Annotated in this window: 16 protein-coding genes and 5 pseudogenes; 18 read left to right on the top strand and 3 right to left on the bottom strand. The window is 57.0% G+C overall.

The window, feature by feature from the left end; genetic code table 11:
- The first annotated feature begins 75 nt into the window (after positions 1-75).
- The 6 genes from ACZRJQ_RS08990 to ACZRJQ_RS08965 all read left to right on the top strand — a co-directional run bounded on the left by ACZRJQ_RS08990 (position 76) and on the right by ACZRJQ_RS08965 (position 9,121).
- A complete protein-coding gene (locus ACZRJQ_RS08990) occupies positions 76-606 on the top strand; it encodes a DUF5943 domain-containing protein (RefSeq protein ID WP_463978014.1) in 531 nt (176 codons plus the stop codon).
- A 15-nt stretch (positions 607-621) separates the two neighbouring features.
- The gene (gene dgcA / locus ACZRJQ_RS08985) at positions 622-2,682 is read left to right on the top strand and encodes a dimethylglycine demethylation protein DgcA (RefSeq protein WP_463978013.1); all 2,061 of its coding nucleotides are present in this window, start codon (positions 622-624) and stop codon (positions 2,680-2,682) included.
- A 102-nt stretch (positions 2,683-2,784) separates the two neighbouring features.
- Positions 2,785-4,719 (top strand): dimethylglycine demethylation protein DgcB, encoded by a 1,935-nt coding sequence (dgcB, locus tag ACZRJQ_RS08980; protein ID WP_463978012.1) that lies wholly within the window; start codon positions 2,785-2,787, stop codon positions 4,717-4,719.
- Positions 4,716-5,957, top strand: a complete 1,242-nt coding sequence (gene etfA / locus ACZRJQ_RS08975; RefSeq protein WP_463978011.1) for an electron transfer flavoprotein subunit alpha — start codon at positions 4,716-4,718, stop codon at positions 5,955-5,957. Before dgcB ends, etfA begins: the two co-directional genes overlap by 4 nt.
- A 61-nt stretch (positions 5,958-6,018) precedes the next feature.
- Positions 6,019-6,789 carry an electron transfer flavoprotein subunit beta gene (etfB, locus tag ACZRJQ_RS08970; protein ID WP_463978010.1) on the top strand — a complete coding sequence of 257 codons (771 nt, stop codon included), beginning with the start codon at positions 6,019-6,021 and terminating at the stop codon, positions 6,787-6,789.
- Between the two features lie 685 nt (positions 6,790-7,474).
- Complete coding sequence (locus tag ACZRJQ_RS08965) at positions 7,475-9,121, top strand: PI-PLC domain-containing protein (protein ID WP_463978009.1); 1,647 nt, start codon at positions 7,475-7,477, stop codon at positions 9,119-9,121.
- A 52-nt stretch (positions 9,122-9,173) separates the two neighbouring features.
- Here the strand turns inward: ACZRJQ_RS08965 and gbcA are convergent, their stop codons facing one another.
- Positions 9,174-10,466, bottom strand: a complete 1,293-nt coding sequence (gene gbcA, locus ACZRJQ_RS08960; protein ID WP_463978008.1) for a glycine-betaine demethylase subunit GbcA — start codon at positions 10,464-10,466, stop codon at positions 9,174-9,176.
- Between the two features lie 282 nt (positions 10,467-10,748).
- Here gbcA and gbcB point away from each other — a divergent pair, with 282 nt between their 5' ends.
- Positions 10,749-11,849 (top strand): glycine-betaine demethylase subunit GbcB, encoded by a 1,101-nt coding sequence (gbcB, locus tag ACZRJQ_RS08955; protein ID WP_463978007.1) that lies wholly within the window; start codon positions 10,749-10,751, stop codon positions 11,847-11,849.
- Between the two features lie 432 nt (positions 11,850-12,281).
- Here the strand turns inward: gbcB and ACZRJQ_RS08950 are convergent, their stop codons facing one another.
- Complete coding sequence (locus tag ACZRJQ_RS08950; protein WP_463978006.1) at positions 12,282-13,907, bottom strand: methyl-accepting chemotaxis protein; 1,626 nt, start codon at positions 13,905-13,907, stop codon at positions 12,282-12,284.
- Positions 13,908-14,187: 280 nt separating this feature from the next.
- Between ACZRJQ_RS08950 and ACZRJQ_RS08945 the strand changes: the two genes are divergently transcribed.
- Both ACZRJQ_RS08945 and ACZRJQ_RS08940 read left to right on the top strand, forming a co-directional pair.
- Positions 14,188-14,418 (top strand): hypothetical protein, encoded by a 231-nt coding sequence (locus ACZRJQ_RS08945; protein WP_463978005.1) that lies wholly within the window; start codon positions 14,188-14,190, stop codon positions 14,416-14,418.
- The gene (locus ACZRJQ_RS08940; RefSeq protein WP_048364173.1) at positions 14,415-14,717 is read left to right on the top strand and encodes a cell division protein ZapA; all 303 of its coding nucleotides are present in this window, start codon (positions 14,415-14,417) and stop codon (positions 14,715-14,717) included. The genes ACZRJQ_RS08945 and ACZRJQ_RS08940 overlap by 4 nt, the downstream gene beginning before the upstream one ends.
- A 122-nt stretch (positions 14,718-14,839) precedes the next feature.
- On the opposite strand, the gene ACZRJQ_RS08935 is transcribed toward ACZRJQ_RS08940, so the two are convergent.
- Positions 14,840-15,880, bottom strand: a complete 1,041-nt coding sequence (locus ACZRJQ_RS08935; RefSeq protein WP_463978004.1) for a threonine aldolase family protein — start codon at positions 15,878-15,880, stop codon at positions 14,840-14,842.
- Positions 15,881-16,225: 345 nt separating this feature from the next.
- On the opposite strand from ACZRJQ_RS08935, the gene ACZRJQ_RS08930 reads away from it, so the two are divergent.
- From ACZRJQ_RS08930 to ACZRJQ_RS08890, 9 genes and pseudogenes are all read left to right on the top strand, one after another.
- Positions 16,226-17,476, top strand: a complete 1,251-nt coding sequence (locus ACZRJQ_RS08930; RefSeq protein ID WP_463978003.1) for a sarcosine oxidase subunit beta family protein — start codon at positions 16,226-16,228, stop codon at positions 17,474-17,476.
- Between the two features lie 14 nt (positions 17,477-17,490).
- Positions 17,491-17,823 carry a sarcosine oxidase subunit delta gene (locus tag ACZRJQ_RS08925; RefSeq protein ID WP_463978002.1) on the top strand — a complete coding sequence of 111 codons (333 nt, stop codon included), beginning with the start codon at positions 17,491-17,493 and terminating at the stop codon, positions 17,821-17,823.
- Positions 17,820-20,837, top strand: a complete 3,018-nt coding sequence (locus ACZRJQ_RS08920) for a sarcosine oxidase subunit alpha (protein ID WP_463978001.1) — start codon at positions 17,820-17,822, stop codon at positions 20,835-20,837. The genes ACZRJQ_RS08925 and ACZRJQ_RS08920 overlap by 4 nt, the downstream gene beginning before the upstream one ends.
- Positions 20,838-20,894: 57 nt before the next feature.
- Positions 20,895-21,527, top strand: a complete 633-nt coding sequence (locus ACZRJQ_RS08915; RefSeq protein ID WP_463978000.1) for a sarcosine oxidase subunit gamma — start codon at positions 20,895-20,897, stop codon at positions 21,525-21,527.
- Between the two features lie 117 nt (positions 21,528-21,644).
- Positions 21,645-21,740, top strand: a pseudogene (locus ACZRJQ_RS08910) (formyltetrahydrofolate deformylase); the annotation flags it as partial.
- Position 21,741: 1 nt separating this feature from the next.
- Positions 21,742-21,828, top strand: a pseudogene (locus tag ACZRJQ_RS08905) (sarcosine oxidase subunit gamma family protein); the annotation flags it as partial.
- A 117-nt stretch (positions 21,829-21,945) separates the two neighbouring features.
- A pseudogene (locus ACZRJQ_RS08900) lies at positions 21,946-22,041 on the top strand (formyltetrahydrofolate deformylase); the annotation flags it as partial.
- A gap of 1 nt (position 22,042) precedes the next feature.
- A pseudogene (locus tag ACZRJQ_RS08895) lies at positions 22,043-22,129 on the top strand (sarcosine oxidase subunit gamma family protein); the annotation flags it as partial.
- Positions 22,130-22,245: 116 nt separating this feature from the next.
- Positions 22,246-22,365 (top strand): annotated as a pseudogene (locus tag ACZRJQ_RS08890) (hypothetical protein); the annotation flags it as partial.

Below are 22,365 nucleotides of genomic sequence, written 5' to 3'. Positions count from 1 at the left end.
CCTTAAGGCCCCCAGTACCTCATCGCAGCCTTGGGCAGCGACTACAGGGTTACTCTTATTTTGGAGCTGCATGTCATGGCTAAAATCGCCCCGCAATTGCCTATCGAAGTCGACAGCGAAACCGGCGTCTGGACTTCCGATGCTCTGCCGATGCTCTACGTGCCCCGGCATTTTTTTGTTAACAACCACATGGGCATTGAAGAGGTGCTGGGCGCTGAGGCTTACGCCGACATCCTCTACAAAGCCGGCTACAAATCCGCTTGGCACTGGTGCGAAAAAGAAGCCGAATGCCACGGCCTGGAAGGGGTGGCGGTGTTTGAGCATTACATGAAGCGTTTGTCGCAACGCGGCTGGGGCCTGTTCACAATTCAGGACATTGATCTGGATAAAGGCACCGCCACCGTCAAGCTAGAACACTCCTGTTTTGTCTACGTGTACGGCAAGGTCGGGCGCAAAGTCGATTACATGTTCACGGGCTGGTTTGCCGGAGCGATGGATCAGATTCTGCAAGCGCGCGGCAGTGATATTCGCACGCTGGCCGAGCAGGTTTACAGCGGCTCGCAAGAAGGCCACGAGCACGGCCTGTTCACCGTCAAGCCGTTGTAAACCGAGGGTCGGGATATGGCATTCGAAGCAATGTTTGAGCCGATTCAAATCGGCAAATTGACCATCCGCAATCGCGTACTCAGCACCGCCCACGCCGAGGTGTATGCCACTGATGGCGGCATGACCACCGAGCGCTACGTGCAGTACTACGAAGAAAAAGCCAAAGGCGGCATTGGTCTGGCCATTTGCGGAGGCTCGTCGGTGGTGGCCATCGACAGCCCGCAAGAGTGGTGGAGTTCAGTCAACCTGAGCACCGACCGCATCATCCCGCACTTTCAAAACCTGGCCGATGCCATGCACAAACATGGCGCCAAGATCATGATTCAGATAACCCACATGGGCCGTCGTTCGCGTTGGGATGGCTTTAACTGGCCCACGCTGATGTCGCCTTCGGGGGTGCGTGAGCCCGTGCATCGCGCCACCTGCAAAACCATCGAGCCCGAAGAGATCTGGCGCATCATCGGCAACTACGCCAGCGCCGCAGGCCGCGCCAAGGCAGGCGGGCTGGACGGCGTGGAGCTGTCGGCGGTGCATCAGCACATGATTGACCAGTTCTGGAGCCCGAGGGTTAACAAGCGCACAGACGAGTGGGGCGGCAGTTTTGAAAACCGCATGCGCTTTGGTCTAGAAGTGCTCAAAGCGGTACGAGCCCAAGTGGGCCCTGATTTTTGCGTGGGCATTCGCCTGTGCGGTGACGAATTTCACCCCGATGGCTTGAGCCACGAGGACATGAAGCAAATCGCCAAGTACTACGACGACACCGGCATGCTCGACTTTATCGGTGTGGTCGGTTCGGGCTGCGACACTCACAACACCTTGGCCAACGTGATTCCGAACATGAGCTTCCCGCCGGAGCCCTTTTTGCACTTGGCGGCAGGCATTAAAGAAGTGGTCAAAGCCCCGGTGTTGCATGCGCAAAACATCAAAGACCCGAATCAGGCCACACGGATTCTGGAGGGTGGCTACGTTGACATGGTGGGCATGACCCGCGCCCATATTGCTGATCCGCATCTGATCGCCAAAATCAAAATGGGCCAAATTGATCAGATCAAACAATGCGTAGGCGCCAACTACTGTATCGACCGTCAGTACCAGGGGCTGGACGTGCTCTGCATCCAAAATGCTGCCACCTCCCGCGAGTACATGGGGGTGCCGCACATCATTCAGAAAACCACGGGGCCTCAGCGCAAAGTGGTGGTGGTTGGCGCAGGCCCGGCCGGGATGGAAGCGGCGCGGGTGGCGGCCGAGCGTGGGCATGAGGTCACGTTGTTCGAGAAAAAAGACGCCATTGGCGGGCAAATCACTACTGCTTCCAAAGCCCCACAGCGTGACCAAATGGCGGGTATTACGCGCTGGTTTCAGTTGGAACTGGCGCGGCTGAATGTCGATCTGCGTCTGGGCACCGCAGCGGATGAAGCAACGATTCTCGACCTGCGCCCCGACATTGTGGTGCTGGCGGTGGGCGGGCACTCTTTCGTGGAGCAGAACGAGCATTGGGGCGCGGCCCAAGGGTTGGTGGTCAGCAGTTGGGACGTGCTCGACAGCAAAGTTGCCCCCGCCAAGAACGTACTGGTGTACGACACCATTTGCGAGTTCACAGGCATGTCGGTGGCTGACTTCATGGCCGACAAGGGCAGTCAGGTTGAGATCGTGACCGACGACACCAAACCCGGGGTGGCCATAGGCGGCACCTCGTTCCCGACCTATTACCGCAGCTTGTACCCCAAGGATGTGGTGATGACCGGCGACATGATGCTGGAGAAGGTCTACCGCGAAGGCGACAAATTGATTGCCGTGCTGGAGAACGAATACACCGGCGCCAAAGAAGAGCGGGTGGTCGATCAGGTTGTGATTGAAAACGGCGTGCGCCCGGACGAGGCGCTGTATTACGCGCTCAAGCCGGGGGCACGCAACAAGGGGCAGATCGACGTCGAAGCGCTGTTCGCGATCAAGCCGCAGCCATGCCTGAGTGAAGCGGGGCAAGGTTACTTGTTGTTTCGCATTGGCGACTGCGTGGCCCAACGCAACGTGCATGCGGCCATCTATGACGCGCTCAGGTTATGCAAAGACTTTTAAACACTCGCCCGTAGGAGCTGCCGAAGGCTGCGATTTTTTGATCGTTTAAAAGATCGCAGCCTTCGGCAGCTCTTACGGGGTGTTGTTTTTGGGAGCTTCACCATGCTCACTCTTGTTCTCCCGATGTTGTTACTTGCGGCTCTGGGCTTGGCCATTTTGGGTGCCGTGCGCCGCATCAGCCTGTGGCGCCAAGGCCGCCCGGCCAAAATTGATTGGCTTGACGGCCTGCTGGCCATGCCGCGTCGTTACATGAATGACCTGCACCACGTGGTGGCCCGCGATAAATACATGGCCAACACTCACGTCGCGACGGCGGGTGGCTTTGTGCTGGCGGCGGGGTTGGCCATCGTGGTGCATGGCTTTGGTCTGCATAACCGCATCCTGGGTTATGCGTTGTTATTCGCCACGGCGTTGATGTTTGTTGGTGCGCTATTGGTGTTCAAGCGTCGGCTCGACCCGCCGTCGCGTTTGTCCAAAGGCCCGTGGATGCGACTGCCAAAAAGCTTACTGGCGTTCGCCGTGAGTTTTTTCTTGCTCACGCTGCCCGTGGCCGGGTTGCTGCCTGAAGGCTTTGGCGGTGGGCTTTTGGCTGTTGTGCTGGGCGTGGGGGTGGTGTGGGGCGTGTCGGAGCTGTTCTTCGGCATGACTTGGGGCGGGCCGATGAAACACGCCTTCGCGGGGGCGTTGCATCTGGCCTGGCATCGCCGCCCGGAACGCTTTGGCGGTGGCCGTTCCACAGGCTTGAAAGCGCTGGATTTGAACGACCGCTCTGCACCTTTAGGCGTGGAAAAACCCAAGGACTTCACCTGGAACCAGTTATTGGGTTTTGATGCCTGCGTGCAATGCGGCAAATGCGAAGCGGCGTGCCCGGCCTTTGCTGCGGGTCAGCCATTGAACCCGAAAAAGCTGATCCAGGATTTGGTGATCGGGATGGCGGGCGGCACAGATGCTCATTTCGCGGGCAGCCCGTACCCCGGCAAACCGATTGGCGAGCATGGCGGTAACCCTCATCAACCCATCGTCAATGGGCTGATTGATGCCGACACGCTGTGGTCGTGTACCACCTGCCGCGCGTGCGTTGAAGAGTGCCCGATGATGATTGAGCACGTAGACGCCATCGTTGATATGCGGCGCTTTCTCACGCTGGAAAAAGGCGCAACGCCGAATAACGGCGCGCAAGTGCTGGACAACCTGATCGCCACCGACAACCCCGGCGGCTTTGCGCCGGGCGGGCGAATGAACTGGGCCGCCGATTTGAACCTCACGCTGATGTGCGACAGCCCCGAGGTCGACGTGCTTTTTTGGGTGGGTGATGGCGCCTTTGATATGCGTAACCAACGCACCTTGCGCGCGTTCGTCAACGTGCTGAAAGCGGCCAAAGCCAACTTCGCGGTGCTGGGGCTGGAAGAACGCGACAGCGGTGACGTGGCCCGACGCTTGGGCGATGAAGCGACCTTTCAAGCATTGGCCGCACGCAATATTCAGACGCTGGCGCAGTATCGGTTCAAACGCATCGTGACCTGCGACCCCCACAGTTTTCATGTGCTCAAAAACGAGTACGGCGCCTTGGGCGGTGATTACCTTGTGCAGCATCACAGCACGTACATGGCCGAGCTAATCACTGTGGGTGCGCTCAATCTACGTGCTGACTCGGGTGGCAGCGTGACTTATCACGATCCCTGTTATCTGGGGCGTTACAACGGCGAGTATGAGGCGCCGCGTACGGTGTTGCGGGCCTTGGGCATTGAAGTCAAAGAGATGCAGCGCTCGGGTTTTCGCTCGCGTTGCTGTGGCGGCGGCGGTGGCGCGCCGATTACCGACATTGCGGGCAAACAGCGTATTCCTGATATGCGCATGGATGACATTCGTCAAACGGGCGCCGAGCGAGTGGCAGTAGGTTGCCCGCAATGCACCGCCATGCTCGAAGGCGTGGTCGAACCACGGCCACACATCAAAGATATCGCCGAGCTGGTCGCGGATGCGTTGATTGAGGACGCTGTACCCGCCAAATACGTAACCCGGGGGGTGAGCGCATGAGTGACATTATTCGTCGCGACCCCCACGCCGAACGCATTGCCCGAAATCGCCTGCACCCGTTGCACACGGCGATGCAACCCGCGCAACAGCAATGGATGGGCCCCAACGGCGTGTTACGCAAAAACGTGCATGGCGCAGGGTTTATTGGCCCTAACGGCCTCAAACGCATCGACCGCAGTGGTGCTCAGCAAGGGCGCGCGACCAAACACGTCATCAGCCCGCAGGTGCAATTGCCGCTGCATCAGGTTTCATCGCCGGCGTTTTACATTTGTGTGGTGCCGGACATGGTGGGCGGACGTTTGAGTCATCACGACCGTGACGTGTTGGGGTTGGCGCATCAATTGGCGGGCACAGATGGCGCGGTACTGGCAGTGGTGTTTGGCGCACACAAAGAAACATCTTTCTCTACCTCGGGCGTCGACCGTTTAGTGGTGCTCGAAGGTGACGCGTATGAAGGTTACGCACCGGAGCAACGCGTACTGGGTTTGCGAGCTGTGGATAACCAGTTTTCGCCTCGGCATTGGTTACTGCCCGACAGCCGTGAGGGTGGCGCAGAGCTGGGGCGCCGTTTTTCCGCGAGCCAAGGTGAGCGACCCGCTACGCGGGTGTGGCAGATCAAGGAGGGTGTGTGTATCGGGCGTGCTGGCGCGGGCTTGCAGGATCTGGCCCGGCCGTTGCCGCGAGTGATATTGGCGGCTGTGGAATGCGCCGAACCGGTCAGTGAAACGCGGCATGAAGTGCTGGCTGTGCAGTTATCCACAATCGTGGCGGGCTGCTTGCCGCGCATCGAAGATTTGGGCGCGGTGGAGGTTGATCCGGCAGCGATTCCCATGGCGGAAGCTGAATTTATTCTCAGTGGCGGCAACGGGGTTAAAGACTGGGGAGTTTTCCACAGGGCGGCGCAGGCGTTAGGTGCCACCGAAGGTGCGTCGCGGGTGGCCGTGGACGATGGCTTTATGGCGCGTGATCGCCAAGTGGGGGCCAGCGGCACGTGGGTGACGGCGCGGGTTTACATTGCGGTGGGCATTAGTGGGGCAATTCAGCACCTACAAGGGATTGGCGCGTGCGACAAGGTGTTGGCGATAAACCTTGATCCTGGCTGCGACATGATCAAACGCGCTGATGTATCCGTTATAGGCGATGCCACGGCGATCCTTGAGGCCTTGATTTTGGCTGTTGATAACTGGCGCACTCCATCTCCTGTGGGAGCGAGCTTGCTCGCAATTGAATCCATGTGACGCAGCGGCCTTATCGCGAGCAAGCTTGCTCCTACTGATTTCATGGCATTGGAATTTATGTATGACCATCCCCACCGTTGCACTGGTTTCTATCGGCATTCACCCGGCCTCGGGGCGCTCCCGCCGGGCCGAACAAGATGCGCGCGCGGTTGAACTGGGCCTGCAACTGGCTGGGGATAACCTGCAGGTGCTGCATGCAGGCGACCCTCACGAACCCGCTTTACGCGCCTATTTGGGGATGGGGCTTGATGAGCTTCATGTGCTCGAACAGCCACAAGGGGCTGACGCATTGCCGGTATTGTGCGACTACGTGCGCGAAGCGGGTGTGCAACTGGTGTTGGCTGGGGGGCAGGCTGAAACCGGCGAAGGCTCGGGCATGCTGCCCTATCTATTGGCCGAGCAGTTGGGCTGGCCGCTGCTGGTAGGCATTGCGCACATCGAATCTATCCACAACGGCGTGGCAGTGGTGCTGCAAGCCTTACCCCGTGGTCAGCGTCGTCGGTTAAGAGTACGGCTCCCGTTTATGGCTACTGTGGATAACGCCGCTCCCAAAGCACGGCAAAGCGCTTATGGCCCGGCCACTCGCGGCTTGGTCGAGGTGCAGGTGGTTGAAGCCATTGCAGATGACTTATCCACAAACGCTGTTTTGCAGCCCGCCAAACCCCGGCCCAAGCGGCTCAAGGTCATTAAGGCCAAGAGTGGCGCCGAACGCATGAAAGCCGCTACAGCCAAGGCGGCAGCGGGTTCTGGGCAAGTGCTCAAGGGATTGAGCACCGAAGAAAGCGCCCAGGCAATTTTGAACGTGTTAGTGGAAGAGGGCGTTGTGCGCTGAGCACCGCTGCACGTTACCCACAAAGTCTGTTAGCGCTTATGTGGATAAGTTGTTTGCTGTCAGCTGCAAGCCATACCAATCAAGGCTTGTGGCGTATTGATTAAAAAACGTACAAAGCTCTGCTTTAGCTCTATCTCCGCGCTAAAACCCTCGATATATCGGGGCCTTGAAGGGTTTTCCACAGTCATGGGGCGCGGTGCATAAGTTGCACACATTCTCTGTTAGCGTATGTGTGGATAACCTGTTCGCCTTCCTCTACAGGCCTTATAACTAGGGCCTTTCAATGATCTGATCAAAAAACACTCAATCTAGACGTGGGCTCCGCTATTTAAGGAGGGTGGGTTGTTATTTGTATTTTTCAGTAAAACTTAAGATGTTACCCACATTAACTGTGGGTTGGGCTGTGGATAAGGTGTGGGCGAAGCCAAGCCGAGCATGCCCTGCGGGGTTTATAGGGTAATTGGTCGAATTTTGTACAGGTTGAAAATAGATCTGATTTATTACCGCTCAATGTAAGGATAGTTGTTAGATCTGATGCATACATATTTTGACGATGTTTACGGGTATTCAAAAGTGACGTTTTAGTTCGTTAATTATCCCGGTTGCAGTTGGTCAAACTTAGGAAGTTGATGGCTACTGTCGCGCGTCAATGCGTCGTCAATTAAATCATGTCAGGAAGTTAATGATGATTAGGAATAAGAGCACGGGATTGTTATTGTCTTTATTTGTGTTTCAAACGTTGGCAGTCGCGCAGGTAGCTGCCAATGAAACTGCTCCCGGTATCACGGTATTGAATAAGCCGTTTGATCAGTACACATGGGTGACAGCGCATAATGGTTATCTCGATGATATGAGGACTCAGCTTAATCGTGGCGTACGTGGTTTTATGTTGGACTTGCACCCCGGCAACTTGGAGGGCGGAAACAAAGTTTATCTTTGCCATACTTCTGACACAGGTAAGTGTGATATTCGTACCCAGATGGAGTTTTCGGCGGCGCTGAATAATATATTTCTGCCGTTCTTACGCAGTAACTCCAATGCTGTGGTGACTTTGCTGCTAGAAAATCGTGTGAGCCGGGAGAACTTTGCGGCCGCTATGGCTAAGGTCCCTGAGCTGGCTAAATGGGTTTATGAGCCAGCCGTCGGTACGACCTCTTGGCCAACACTAGAGCAGATGATACGCAGCGGTAAACGGTTGGTTGTTTTATCTGATAGACAGTCAGGTAATTACCAGGTGAACGGACAGAAAGTGTCGATACTTCAAGACAACCATTGGGAAATGCAAAACTACTGGGACTTGGGCACTACTGCGTTGAAACACGATTGGAGCTGCCCGTCGCGCTGGAGCAAACATGAGCCAAAAGTGGCTGGCGCAGGCTTCACTTCATGGAACCGCTTGTTTGTGATGAATCAGTTCCATAGCTGGGGAGCGACGAGTCCTCACGCTGGGGGCATGGATAATAACTTGACCTACCTTGAGCGCCGAGTGAATCAGCATTGCAAAAATGCGATCGGTTATCGTAAGGCGCCTAATTACTTGGCGATAGACTTTAACCAGGCAGGTGATGCATTTCCTTATGCAGCAGCCTTGAGCCAAGGGGGGTTCTATTTTTACGAGCAGAACAACGCCAATGAAAAAGGCGATACAACGTGTGTAGTACCCGCTGGTAAAAATGCTGAGTTCAGCCTCCCGAACAGGGGGTGTGAAGCTGATGATATCCGGTCAGGAAAATTGCGGGGTATTGCTAAGGGCACTCGCCTTACCGTATTCGACTCGCCTTCAGGCAGCGGAGAAGATGACCGCGCGTATATTGATGTAAAACAAGATATTGATGTGAATAACGACGGTGTCATTATTGGCAGTTTTGAAAAAAATATGGAGAACCAATATTTTAAAATGACGTATGTTCGTAATAATGGGTTGGACGGCAAAATTTCTAGAATCAAAATTGAGCAAAATCCGCCCACTGATTTTTCCGACAGTTCTGTTGTGTTTTACTTCGGCAATAATGGCAAAGATAATATTGTGTGTACCATTGGTTTGGCAAAAAACATGCAGGGTAACTTCTCCGGTGCATGTAATAACGACGCTGCTAGATCGGCCGTGATACTCAGGGCCAAAGCCGGTACTCGCTTTACGGTATACGGCAACAAAAATGTAAATCCAAATCAAGGATATGCAGAGGTCATTGTTACGCGGGATATTACCTCGCCAGTGGTTATCGACACCTTTGAGAAAACCGTTGGGAGAAGCCACTATGTGGTTAATCGTGGTGGTTCCAGTAATCAGTTAGACGGCAAAGTATCGAGTATCAAAGTGTCAGTGCCTTAAAACAGTTGGCCCGCGATGGGATTTACCATCGCGGGCTCACCCGTTAAACAGGTTATTCGGCCATCACCCCTTTCAAATACGGCGCAGGTGCAGCACCAAGGTTGTTGAGCAGGCGTTCGCTGTACCAGTCCACAAAATTGACCACGCCAAACTCATAGGTCTTGGAGTACGGCCCCGGCTGGTAAGCCGTGGAGTTGATACCTCGCTGGTTTTCTTCGGCCAGCTTGCGGTCTTGATTGTTGGTGGCGTCCCAGACGGTGCGCATGCGTTCCACGTCATAGTCCACGCCTTCAACGGCGTCTTTGTGAACCAGCCACTTGGTGGACACCACCGTTTCTTGGGCGCTGATGGGCCACACCGTGAACACGATGATGTGATCTCCCATGCAGTGGTTCCACGAATGCGGCAAGTGCAGGATGCGCATCGAGCCCAAGTCCGGGTTTTTGATGCGCCCCATGAGTTTTGCACAGCCTTGTTTGCCGTCCAGAGTCATGGACACGGTGCCTTTGAGCAGCGGCATGCGCACGATGCGATTGCGCAGGCCAAAACTGGCGTGTGCGTAGGGGATTTTCTCCGCGTCCCAAGCCGCAGCCGACGCGGCCACGTGATCCTTGAACGCCTGATCGGCACGTGGGTCGGTTACGTCGTCCCATTCGAGCAGGGTTTTGAGCAGTTCAGGGTGTGACGCGTTGCAGTGGTAGCACTCGCGGTTGTTCTCCAGCACCAGCTTCCAGTTGGCTTTTTCCACCAGGGTGGTTTGAATCGCCACCTTGGTGTTTTCCATGTCGTAGGGTTCCATGTAGTGATCGAGCGTGGCGAGAAACTCGTCGATAGCGGGCGGGTTCTGGGCCAGGCTAATAAAGATGTAACCCCCCGCCGTTTTGACGTTTACCGGCTTGAGGCCGTATTGCTTCATGTCAAAGTCGGCACCCATCTCTGTGCCTGCAAACAGCAGGCGTCCGTCCAGTTCGTAAGTCCACTGGTGGTAATGACACACCAGCTTGGCGACCTTGCCTTTTTCGGTGGTGCACAGCCGTGAGCCGCGATGGCGACACACGTTATGAAACGCATGCACCTGACCTTCGGCGCCGCGAATCACAATGATCGGGTTTTTGCCCACTTGCAGGGTCAAAAAGTTGCCCTTGGTCGGGATCTCGCAGGTCATGCCTGCGATCAGCCATTCCTTCTGAAAGATCTCCTGCATGTCGATGTCGAACAGGCGCTCGTCGTTATAAAACGGCTGGGGCAGCGAGAAGGTACGCTCACGGTTGTGCAGCATCTCGGCGGTGGCCTTGCGTGCGGGTTCCAGTGGATCGCCCAAGCTCAAGGTTGCGGTGACGTCCATCGTTGAAGTCCTCATGGCCATTGGAGGTGGCCCAAAAGTGGCTGATCGGGTTACGACGCAAGGCAAAGCAGTAAACGCTGGTGAGTGGCGCTGAGTGTGCGGTTGAAGCTGCTTGCGGCCATATCTGCGGGCGACATGGCCCCATCTGTTCCCGACGCGCCAGCCCCTGTTGTCAGGGGCTGGTCGCGATAAGCATGCCAATGTCGCGAATAGATAAATGGTTGCTTCGGGGCATGCGCAGAATCGTCATCAACAGGCCGGCTGTCGGCCGTGGAGAAGCCCATGTCCAACAGCTTTCTGTACCCGGTTAACACCCAGACCTGGGCCAACGGTCGACACATCGTGCGCTGCGTCAAAGTGATTCAGGAAACCTGGGATGTGCGCACCTTCTGCTTTATGGCCGACCAACCCATTCTGTTTTTCTTCAAGCCGGGGCAGTTCGTGACCCTGGAGCTGGAAATCGACGGCGAGCCGGTGATGCGTTCGTACACCATCTCCAGCTCGCCATCGGTGCCTTACAGCTTTTCGGTCACCATCAAACGTGTGCCCGGCGGGCGGGTCTCTAACTGGCTGCACGACACCCTGATTGAAGGTCAGGAGTTGGCGGTGCATGGCCCGGTCGGGTTGTTCAATGCCATTGATGCACCGAGCCCCAAGGTGCTGTACCTCAGTGGCGGCGTGGGCATTACTCCTGTGATGTCGATGGCGCGCTGGTTTTACGACACCAATGCCAATGTCGACATGGTGTTTATCCACAGTGCCCGCTCGCCCAAAGACATCATTTACCACCGCGAGTTGGAGCACATGGCATCGCGTATCGACAACTTCAGCCTGCACCTGATCTGTGAAAAACATGGGCTGGGTGAGCCGTGGGCGGGGTATCGCGGTTATTTGAATCAAAAAATGCTGGAGCTGATGGCGCCGGACTTTATGGAGCGTGAAGTGTTTTGCTGCGGGCCAACGCCGTACATGAGTGCGGTCAAGCGACTGCTTGAGGCCAACGGTTATGACATGAGCCGGTATCACGAGGAGTCATTCGGTGCCACGCCACCTGAGGCGCGGGCCGACGCAGTGGAGCAAGCCGAGCAGGCGGCGGATGCGCCGCAGCTGGATGCTGCGGACTTGAATCAGGTTGAGTTCACGTCGTCTGGCAAGAGCATTCGTGTTGGCCCGGCTGAAACCGTGCATGCTGCCGCCGCCAAACTCGGGCTGCTGATTCCCAAGGCTTGCGGCATGGGCATTTGCGGCACGTGCAAGGTGTTGAAGCTGGGCGGGGATGTTGAGATGGAGCACAACGGTGGCATCACCGACGAGGACGTGGCCGAAGGCTACATCCTGTCGTGTTGCAGCGTGCCCAAGGGTGACGTGCGGATCGAGTTTTGACCTGACCCGTGGGCGCTGGCCCAAGAAGATCAAAAGATCGCAGGCTTCGCCAGCTCCTACATATCTATTGGGCAAACCGCGCTCTGCGTAGGAGCCGCCGGAGGCTGCGATCTTCTAGAGGCTCAAAAGATCGCAGGCTTCGCCAGCTCCCACATATCTATTGGGCAAACTGCGCTTTGCGTAGGAGCCGCCGGAGGTTGCGATCTTCTAGAGACTCAAAAGATCGCAGGCTTCGCCAGCTCCTACCTATCTAATGGGCAAACCGCGCTTTGCGTAGGAGCCGCCGAAGGCTGCGATCTTTTAAAGACTCAAAAGATCGCAGGCTTCGCCAGCTCCTACATATCTAATGGGCAAACCGCGCTTTGCGTAGGAGCCGCCGAAGGCTGCGATCTTTTAAAGACTCAAAAGATCGCCAGCTTCTGCAAGCGTTGGTTACAGGCTAAAGCGCGAAACCATTGTGTTGAGGTCTACTGCCAAACGCGCCAATTCGTTACTGGCCGAGCTGGTTTGGCTGGCGCCTGTAGCCGATTGCACCGACAAATCGCGGATGTTGACCAGATTGCGATCCACCTCGCGGGCCACTTGGGCTTGTTCTTCGGCCGCACTGGCGATTACTAGGTTGCGCTCGTTGATTTCAACAATCGCGCTGTTGATGGTTTCCAGCGCCAGGCCTGCGCCTTTGGCGATGCTAAGGGTCGACTCGGCGCGCTCGGTGCTGTTACGCATCGAGTCCACCGCGTGCTCGGTGCCGCCCTGAATGCTGCCGATCATGCGTTCGATTTCGCTGGTCGATTGCTGAGTGCGGTGTGCCAAGGCGCGCACTTCGTCAGCCACTACGGCAAAGCCACGGCCGGCTTCGCCTGCGCGTGCGGCTTCAATGGCAGCGTTCAAGGCCAGCAGGTTGGTTTGGTCCGCCAGACCGCGAATCACGTCCAGCACCTTGCCAATGTCTCGCGACTCGGTGGCCAAGTTGCCAATCAGCGTGGCAGTACTTTGCACGTCACCGCTCATACGCTCGATGGCGTTGACGGTTTCTTGCACCAGATCGCGACCATCGCCAGCGGAGGCTGTTGCGCTTTGCGAGGCTTCAGATGTGCTGACAGCGTTACGTGCGACTTCTTCAACAGCGCTGGTCATTTCGTTGACGGCGGTAGCGGCTTGCTCGATTTCGTTGTTTTGCTGAGTCAGCCCTTTGGCGCTTTCTTCAGTGACACAGTTCAGCTCTTCAGCTGCCGAGGCCAACTGAGTCGCAGAGCCCGAAATACGTTGCAGCGTGTCACGCAGCTTGCCTTGCATCTTGGCCATCGCCTGCAACAAACGGCCAGCTTCATCGCTGCCATCGGCTTTGATCGGTAGCGTCAGGTTGCCCTCGGCAATGGCTTCGGCGGCTGCCAGCGCTTGAGCAATTGGCTGGGTAATGCTGCGAGTCAGCAACAAGGCACAGACGATGGTCAGCGCAGTGGCCAGTATCAGCAGGAACACCACCAGCTTGATCGCTGCCGAATACATGTCGTTGGAGTGATCGTTGGCTTCGACGATTTGCTGGTTGTTGATGTTCATCAGATCGTTAAGCGTTTTGTTGATTTCTTCGGAGTTGCTCAATAGTTCGCTGTTGAGCAGCTCGCGCAGTTGATCAACCTCGTTATTGCGCGACAGGCTGCGCATGCGGTCTTCGAGTTGGTGGTACTGGCCCAACAGTTGCTGATACTTATCGTAGGCCGTCTGTTCTTGCGCGCTGGTGATGAACTTCTCGTACTCACGTTGCGCCGAACGGATCTGCTGATTGCGCAGGTCCAACAGCTCCAGGGTTTTTTGTTGTACATCGGGTTCGCGGTTAATCAGCAAACGATATGACAGCACCCGCAGGCGCAGAGTCAGTTGTGTGAAGTCGTCCAGGCTCTGAATGCTCGGCACGCTGCTGGTGCTGATTTCTTGAGCCGCCGTGCGGATTTTGCTCATCTGGAGCAGCGCACCGGCCCCTAAAATCAGCATCAAGGTGCCAATCAGCGCAAACCCTAAAAAGGCGCGCGGGGCGATATTCATATTGCGTAAAGACATGATGGTTCCTGAAGGGGAGCGCGCAATCCGTGCGATGTTTTTGGCAGGTAGATGAGACGTATCGGTCATAAGACTAAAGTCTTGAACGGAATGTGCGCTTTTGTCGCAGGCGGGGCTTTGCCGACAAGGGGCGGGAACCTAGTTGTAAAAGCACAGTCACTAGGGGGCTTAAGGATCGTCGCCACTAGCTAAATAGGGCTTTTGCGGCCGAATAACCCTAGCTTAGAAGGTGACTTTTCTTTATCGTACGCGCCCTCTGAAACTGCTTGAGATCACCACCATGATGGAATCATCCCTTAGCAAACTGGAACAACTGGTCAGCGACCTGGTTCAACAAAAGCAAGAGCTTTTGGACACCAACGCACAACTGAACGCTGAACTGGCTCAGGCCAAAGACGAAAACGAAAGCCTGCAACTGAGCCTGATGGAGCAAGAAGAGAAGCAAGGCGCAACCGCAGCACGCATTCAGGCACTGGTTGAGCGCGTAAGCGTGAGCCCTGTCAACGCATGAGCGTGGACAGAGACGGTGTAAATGTCGTCTCGATTTTGGGTAACGACTACACGATCAAAGCGCCGGAAGGGGAGCAAAAAACCCTGATGGCGGCCACGGTCATGTTAAAAGCCGCCCTGGCCGAAACGAAACGAAAGTACCCGAGTTTGATCGGGGACAAACTGCTGGTGCTGGCAGCACTGAATCTGTGTTCGCAGCAGATTGAGTTGCAACTGAGCCACAAACAGGAACTCGACCGTTATCAAGAGCAAGTCAGCGCCACGGTCGATGTGATTGAGCGAACACTGGGTCAATCCTGACTGTTCGCCAAACACTGTAGTCGCTGCCGAAGGCTGCGATAAGAACCGCAGGGTCTTCAAAAAGCGGGCCGCTTCGCAACCCTTCGCAGCCTGCGGCAGCGACTACAGTTTTTACCCCCTCGTTACCCTGCCATTACTTCGCGAATATCTGCGGCCAATTCGCGCACGCGGGCTTCTTCGGTGTCCCACGAGCACATAAAGCGCGCGCCGCCGTTGCCAATAAAGGTGTAAAAACGCCAGCCCTTGGCTGTCAATGCCGCCACCGCAGGTTCCGACAGTTGCAGGAACACGCCATTGGCTTCCACCGGAAACATCAACTCAACCCCCGCAATGTCACTCACCAACTCGCTCAGCAATTGTGCGCAGTGGTTGGCATGACGGGCATGTTTGAGCCACGCGTCGTTTTCCAGCAAGCCCACCCACGGCGCTGACAAGAAGCGCATTTTCGAGGCCAGTTGCCCGGCCTGTTTGCAGCGGTAGTCAAAATCCACTGCCAAGTCGTGGTTGAAAAACAGAATGGCTTCGCCCACGGCCATGCCGTTTTTAGTCCCGCCAAAGCACAGCACATCCACTCCGGCTTTCCAGGTCAGGTCGGCGGGCGTGCATCCCAAATACGCGCAGGCGTTAGAGAAGCGTGCGCCGTCCATGTGCAAATTGAGCCCCAGCTCTTTGCAGGTGCTGCTGATGGCGCGGATTTCATCGGGGGTGTACACGCTGCCCACTTCGGTGGCTTGGGTGATGGTCACCACGCGCGGTTTTGGGTAGTGAATGTCTTTGCGCTTAAGGGCGATTTCGCGGATTGACTCTGGGGTGATCTTGCCGCCCGTGGTGCGGGCCGTCAGCAGTTTGGAGCCGTTGGAGAAAAACTCCGGGGCGCCGCATTCGTCTGTTTCGACGTGGGCCGTTTCAGAGCAGATCACGCTGTGGAAGCTTTGGCACAGCGACGCCAACGCCAGTGAGTTGGCGGCTGTGCCGTTGAACGCGAAATACACTTCGCAGTCGGTTTCAAACAACTTACGAAAGTCATCAGCTGCGCGCAGTGTCCATTGATCGTCGCCATAAGAGCGCTGATGGCCAAGGTTGGCTTGCTCCATAGCGGACCAGACTTCGGGGCAGATACCGGAGTAGTTATCGCTGGCGAATTGTTGGCTCTTGTCAGTCATTTCCCGGTTCCGTGGTCGAAGATTGTCGTGCACTTTATCCAAGAATCTTGCGAGTGCACAGACACGTCTATCGCGGTGGAAATCACCTACGAAAGAACCAGCCCAAAACCACCCCGCCCGCTTTGCTTGGGAGCTGCCGCAGGCTGCGATCTTTATAAATCAAAAGATCGCAGCTTGCGGCAGCTCCCGCGGGGTGAGGCATGTCGTAAACGCACCTTTGTGTGGCGTCCATAGGCATTTGAGGGTTGTGCGTCGGCTCTACCATCAGGCTCAAAGGGCAAGTCCCATTGCAACCAACGCGCCGTGTTTGCGTTTTATTGCTGAGCACAGTTTGGAGTAATCCCTATGCAGCGGTATTCAGGCTTCGGCCTCTTCAAGCACTCCCTCAGCCACCACGAAAACTGGCAAAAAATGTGGCGCACACCCACACCGAAAAAAGTCTACGACGTGGTGATTGTCGGTGGCGGCGGACACGGGCTGGCGACCGCGTATTACTTGGCCAAAGAGCACGGCATCACCAACGTGGCGGTGGTCGAAAAAGGCTGGTTGGGCGGAGGTAACACCGCGCGCAACACCACCATCGTGCGTTCCAACTATTTGTGGGACGAGTCGGCGCACCTGTATGAGCATGCGATGAAGCTCTGGGAGGGCTTGTCCCAAGACCTCAACTACAACGTCATGTTTTCCCAGCGCGGGGTGTACAACCTGTGTCACACCCTGCAAGACATGCGCGACTCGGAGCGTCGGGTGAGCGCCAACCGTCTGAATGGCGTAGATGGCGAGCTGTTGAATGCCAAGCAAGTGGCGGACGAAATTGCATACCTGGACTGCTCAAAAAACACCCGCTATCCGGTGATGGGCGCCACGGTGCAACGGCGTGGCGGTGTGGCCCGGCATGATGCCGTGGCCTGGGGCTTTGCCCGCGCCGCTGATGCGCTGGGCGTGGACTTGATTCAGCAAACCGAAGTGCTCGGCTTTCGTAAGGAGAACGGCGTGTGCATTGGCGTCGAAACCAACAAAGGCTTTATCGGCGCCAAGCGCGTAGGTGTGGTCACGGCTGGCAACTCCGGGCACATGGCGCGTCAGGCCGGGTTTCGCTTGCCGATTGAGTCGCACCCGTTGCAAGCGCTGGTCTCGGAGCCAATCAAGCCGATTATCGACAGCGTGATCATGTCCAACGCCGTGCACGGTTATATCAGCCAGTCCGACAAAGGTGACTTGGTGATCGGCGCCGGTATCGACGGCTACAACGGCTACGGCCAGCGCGGCTCGTACCCGGTGATCGAGCACACGCTTCAGGCGATTGTTGAAATGTTTCCGGTGTTGTCCCGCGTGCGCATGAATCGCCAATGGGGCGGCATCGTCGACACCACGCCAGACGCCTGCCCCATCATTTCCAAAACCCCGGTGCCGAATCTGTTCTTCAACTGCGGGTGGGGCACGGGGGGCTTTAAGGCCACGCCGGGCTCGGGCAACGTATTTGCTGCCAGCTTGGCCAAAGGTGAAATGCACCCGTTGGCGGCGCCTTTTTCCATTGATCGGTTCTACAACGGCGCATTGATCGACGAACACGGCGCGGCCGCTGTCGCTCACTAACAGGAGAAACACCCATGCTGCATATCTTCTGTCCCCATTGCGGCGAGTTGCGCTCCGAAGAGGAATTTCACGCTTCTGGCCAAGCGCACATCCCGCGCCCACTCGATCCCAACACCTGCACCGATGCCGAGTGGGGCGACTATTTGTTCTTTCGCGATAACCCGCGCGGCTTGCACCATGAGTTGTGGAACCACGTGGCCGGTTGCCGTCAGTTTTTTAATGCCACACGCAACACCGTCACTTACGAAATTCTGGAAACCTACCTGATCGGCACACAGCCACGCTTCACCGAACAGGCTGCGCCACTGACTGCCACGGCCCCCCGCGAGCTGGGAGAAAAGGTATGAGCCAAACCCATCGCTTGCCTAACGGCGGTCGTGTTGATCGCAGCAAAGTGCTGAGTTTTACCTTCAACGGCCAGTCCTACCAAGGCTACGAAGGCGACACCTTGGCCGCCGCTTTGCTGGCCAATGGCGTGGACGTGATTGGGCGCAGTTTTAAATACTCACGCCCACGGGGCATTTTTGCGGCGGGGGCTGAAGAGCCCAACGCGGTGCTGCAAATCGGTGCAACCGAAGGCACGCAAATCCCTAACGTGCGCGCCACCCAACAAGCGTTGTATCAAGGCTTGGTCGCCACCAGCACCAACGGCTGGCCCAGCGTGAACAACGACGTGATGGGTATTTTGGGCAAGGTCGGGGGCACGTTGATGCCGCCGGGGTTTTACTACAAAACCTTCATGTACCCGCAGTCGTTCTGGATGACTTACGAGAAGTACATCCGCAAGGCGGCCGGGCTGGGCCGTTCGCCCACGCAAATCGACCCCGACACCTACGACTACATGAACCATCACTGCGATGTATTGATCGTCGGTGCCGGGCCTGCGGGTTTAGCGGCTGCCTTGGCGGCGGCGCGCAGCGGTGCGCGGGTGATGGTGGTAGACGAGCAGGAAGAGTTTGGCGGCAGCTTGCTCGACAGTCGCGAAAGCCTGGACGGCAAGCCTGCGATGGAATGGGTGGCCAAGGTGATTGCCGAACTCAAGGCATTGCCCGGCGTCGTGTTGCTGCCACGGGCAACCGCCAACGGTTATCACGACCACAACTTTGTGACTGTTCACGAGCGCCTCACCGATCACCTTGGTGATCGCGCACCCATTGGTCAGGTACGTCAGCGTATTCACCGGGTGCGGGCCAAGCGCGTGGTGCTGGCCACCGGCGCGTGCGAACGCCCGTTGGTGTACGCCAACAACGATGTGCCGGGCAACATGCTGGCGGGAGCTGTGTCTACTTACGTGCGCCGCTACGGCGTGGCGCCGGGTAAAAAGCTGTTGCTGAGCACCAACAACGATCATGCCTATCGCGTGGCCTTGGATTGGCTCGATGCCAGCCTGACGGTGGTAGCGATTGCCGATGCGCGCAGCAACCCACGGGGCGCGTTGGTAGAAGAAGCGCGCGCCAAAGGCATTCGGATCTTGACCGGCAGCGCGGTGATTGAAACCCGTGGCAGCAAACACGTCACTAGCGCCCGAGTGTCAGCCATAGACGTAAAAGCCCACAGCGTCACCAGCCCCGGCGAATGGCTGGAGTGCGACTTGGTCGCGACCTCTGGCGGGTACAGCCCTGTGGTGCATTTGGCCTCGCACTTGGGGGGCAAGCCGATTTGGCGTGAAGATATTTTGGGTTTCGTACCCGGCGAGGCTCCGCAAAAACGTGTGTGCGTAGGCGGCGTGAATGGCGTGTACAGCTTGGGCGACAGCTTGGCCGATGGCTTTGAAGGTGGCGTGCGTGCCGCGTGCGATGCTGGGTTTAGTGCGGTCGAAGGCGTGCTGCCCAAAGCGTTGAATCATCATCAAGAACCCACGCTGGCGCTGTTTCAAGTGCCCCACGAAAAGGGCACAGCGCGGGCCCCTAAGCAATTTGTTGACCTGCAAAACGACGTCACCGCCGCCGCCATCGAGCTGGCCACCCGCGAAGGCTTTGAGTCGGTGGAGCACGTCAAACGCTACACCGCGCTGGGCTTTGGCACAGACCAAGGCAAGCTGGGCAACGTCAACGGGTTGGCCATTGCTGCGCGTTCGTTGAACGTAAGCATCCCGCAGATGGGCACCACCATGTTTCGCCCCAACTACACGCCCGTTACGTTTGGCGCGGTGGCGGGGCGCCATTGCGGGCCGCTTTTCGAGCCGGTGCGCTACACCGCGCTGCACGCCTGGCATGTGAAGCAAGGCGCTGAGTTTGAAGACGTCGGCCAATGGAAGCGCCCGTGGTACTTCCCGCGTCACGGCGAAGACCTGCATGACGCAGTTAAACGTGAATGCCAAGCGGTGCGTGAGAGTGTGGGCATTCTCGATGCGTCAACGCTGGGCAAAATCGACATTCAAGGCCCTGATGCGCGGGAGTTTCTCAACCGAATCTACACCAACGCCTGGACCAAACTCGACGTGGGCAAGGCCCGTTACGGGTTGATGTGCAAAGAAGACGGCATGGTATTCGACGACGGCGTAACCGCCTGTCTGGCCGACAACCATTTTGTGATGACCACCACCACTGGCGGTGCGGCGCGTGTACTGCAATGGCTGGAGATCTATCAACAGACCGAATGGCCAGAACTTAAGGTGTACTTCACCTCGGTGACTGACCACTACGCGACGCTCACGTTATCTGGCCCCAACAGCCGTAACCTGCTCAGCCACGTGACAGACATTGATCTGGACCGCGATGCCTTTCCGTTTATGACCTGGAAAGAAGGGTTAGTAGGCGGCGTGCCTGCGCGGGTGTTCCGTATCTCGTTTACTGGCGAGTTGTCGTATGAGGTCAACATTCAGGCGGACTACGCGATGGGCGTGCTGGAGCGCATCGTCGAAGCGGGCAAGCAATACAACCTGACGCCTTATGGCACCGAAACCATGCACGTGTTGCGGGCCGAGAAGGGCTTCATCATCGTGGGCCAGGACACTGACGGCTCCATGACCCCCGATGACCTGAACATGGGCTGGTGTGTGGGCCGCACCAAACCGTTTTCGTGGATCGGCTGGCGCGGCATGAACCGCGAAGACTGTGTGCGTGACCAGCGCAAACAGTTGGTGGGCCTTAAGCCCGTAGACCCGACGCAATGGCTGCCTGAAGGGGCGCAACTGGTGTTCGACGCCAAACAAGCGATCCCGATGAGCATGGTCGGGCATGTGACGTCCAGTTACACCTGCGGCTCGCTGGGGTATTCGTTTGCGATGGGCGTGGTCAAAGGTGGCCTCAAACGCATGGGCGAACGGGTGTTTGCGCCTTTGGCCGATGGTCGAGTGATTGAGGCGCAAATCGTGTCATCGGTGTTCTTCGACCCCAAAGGCGAGCGGCAGAATATTTGACGGGTGTCTGACCCCAACGCGTCAGCCCCACCAACACAGCATTGAGCGGGTAACAACATGACCACAGCCAACGTGTATTCACAGCGCCCGGAGTCGGGTGCCAAAGCCGAGTCATCGTTACACCACACCAACCTTGCCAGCCTGATTGGCAAGGGCCGCCAAAACCCCGGCGTGACGGTGCGCGAGAAAAAACTGCTGGGCCATCTCACCTTGCGTGGCGATGCCAACGACCCGGCCTTTGTCGAAGGTGTACGCAAAGCGCTGGGTTTGGAACTGCCGGTGGCCTTGAGCCTGGTGGCCGAGGGTGATTTGTCGCTGCAATGGATGGGGCCAGATGAATGGCTGCTGATCGCGCCCACAGGTCAAGAGTTTGCGCTCGAAAAAGCCCTGCGTGACGCGTTGGCCGGGCTGCATATCTCGGTGGTCAACGTCAGCGGCGGGCAACAAATATTGGAACTGAGCGGCCCCCATGTGCGTGATGTGTTGATGAAATCCACCAGCTACGACGTACACCCGGACAACTTCCCGGTGGGCAAAGCCGTGGGCACAGTGTTTGCCAAATCGCAGTTGGTGATTCGCCACACGGGCGAAGACACTTGGGAGCTACTGATCCGCCGCAGCTTTTCTGAGTATTGGTGGTTATGGTTGCAGGATGCTGCTGCCGAATATGGGCTGAATGTTGTGGCCTGATACAGGTTGTAAACATACCCGTAGGAGCTGCCGAAGGCTGCGATCTTGTTTCAGGGTCAAGAGATCGCAGCCTTCGGCAAGCTCCTACGCAGGTTCGCTTAATAGCAGGAGTTACCCATGAGCCGCGCCCCCGATACCTGGATTCTCACTGCCGATTGCCCCAGCGTCATGGGTACGGTGGACGCGGTGACGCGTTATCTGTTTGAACAGCGCTCTACTGATCCGCCGCAGCTTTTCTGAGTATTGGTGGTTATGGTTGCAGGATGCTGCTGCCGAATATGGACTGAACGTTGTGGCCTGATACAGGTTGTAAACATACCCGTAGGAGCTGCCGAAGGCTGCGATCTTTGTTTCAGGGTCAAGAGATCGCCGCCTTCGGCAGCTCCTCCGCAGGTTCGCTTAATAGCAGGAGTTACCCATGAGCCGCGCCCCCGATACCTGGATTCTCACTGCCGATTGCCCCAGCGTCATGGGCACAGTGGACGCGGTGACGCGTTATCTGTTTGAACAGCGCTCTACTGATCCGCCGCAGCTTTTCTGAATATTGGTGGTTATGGTTGCAGGATGCTGCTGCCGAATATGGGCTGAACGTTGTGGCCTGATACAGGTTGTAAACATACCCGTAGGAGCTGCCGAAGGCTGCGATCTTGTTTCAGGGTCAAGAGATCGCCGCCTTCGGCAGCTCCTACGCAGGTTCGTTTAATAGCAGGAGTTACCCATGAGCCGCGCCCCCGATACTTGGATTCTCACTGCCGATTGCCCCAGCGTCATGGGCACAGTGGACGCGGTGACGCGTTATCTGTTTGAACAGCGCTCTACTGATCCGCCGCAGCTTTTC

This window comes from Pseudomonas sp. E315 (assembly GCF_055406205.1).
The sequence above is the reverse complement of the archived record's forward strand: the minus strand, read 5'-3'. Positions and strand labels throughout refer to the sequence as shown.

Coding starts and splice junctions, on each gene's coding strand:
- ACZRJQ_RS08990 (WP_463978014.1), top strand. CDS start 76: ATGGCTAAAATCGCCCCGCAATTGCCTATCGAAGTCGACAGCGAAACC.
- dgcA (WP_463978013.1), top strand. CDS start 622: ATGGCATTCGAAGCAATGTTTGAGCCGATTCAAATCGGCAAATTGACC.
- dgcB (WP_463978012.1), top strand. CDS start 2,785: ATGCTCACTCTTGTTCTCCCGATGTTGTTACTTGCGGCTCTGGGCTTG.
- etfA (WP_463978011.1), top strand. CDS start 4,716: ATGAGTGACATTATTCGTCGCGACCCCCACGCCGAACGCATTGCCCGA.
- etfB (WP_463978010.1), top strand. CDS start 6,019: ATGACCATCCCCACCGTTGCACTGGTTTCTATCGGCATTCACCCGGCC.
- ACZRJQ_RS08965 (WP_463978009.1), top strand. CDS start 7,475: ATGATTAGGAATAAGAGCACGGGATTGTTATTGTCTTTATTTGTGTTT.
- gbcA (WP_463978008.1), bottom strand. CDS start 10,466: ATGGACGTCACCGCAACCTTGAGCTTGGGCGATCCACTGGAACCCGCA.
- gbcB (WP_463978007.1), top strand. CDS start 10,749: ATGTCCAACAGCTTTCTGTACCCGGTTAACACCCAGACCTGGGCCAAC.
- ACZRJQ_RS08950 (WP_463978006.1), bottom strand. CDS start 13,907: ATGTCTTTACGCAATATGAATATCGCCCCGCGCGCCTTTTTAGGGTTT.
- ACZRJQ_RS08945 (WP_463978005.1), top strand. CDS start 14,188: ATGATGGAATCATCCCTTAGCAAACTGGAACAACTGGTCAGCGACCTG.
- ACZRJQ_RS08940 (WP_048364173.1), top strand. CDS start 14,415: ATGAGCGTGGACAGAGACGGTGTAAATGTCGTCTCGATTTTGGGTAAC.
- ACZRJQ_RS08935 (WP_463978004.1), bottom strand. CDS start 15,880: ATGACTGACAAGAGCCAACAATTCGCCAGCGATAACTACTCCGGTATC.
- ACZRJQ_RS08930 (WP_463978003.1), top strand. CDS start 16,226: ATGCAGCGGTATTCAGGCTTCGGCCTCTTCAAGCACTCCCTCAGCCAC.
- ACZRJQ_RS08925 (WP_463978002.1), top strand. CDS start 17,491: ATGCTGCATATCTTCTGTCCCCATTGCGGCGAGTTGCGCTCCGAAGAG.
- ACZRJQ_RS08920 (WP_463978001.1), top strand. CDS start 17,820: ATGAGCCAAACCCATCGCTTGCCTAACGGCGGTCGTGTTGATCGCAGC.
- ACZRJQ_RS08915 (WP_463978000.1), top strand. CDS start 20,895: ATGACCACAGCCAACGTGTATTCACAGCGCCCGGAGTCGGGTGCCAAA.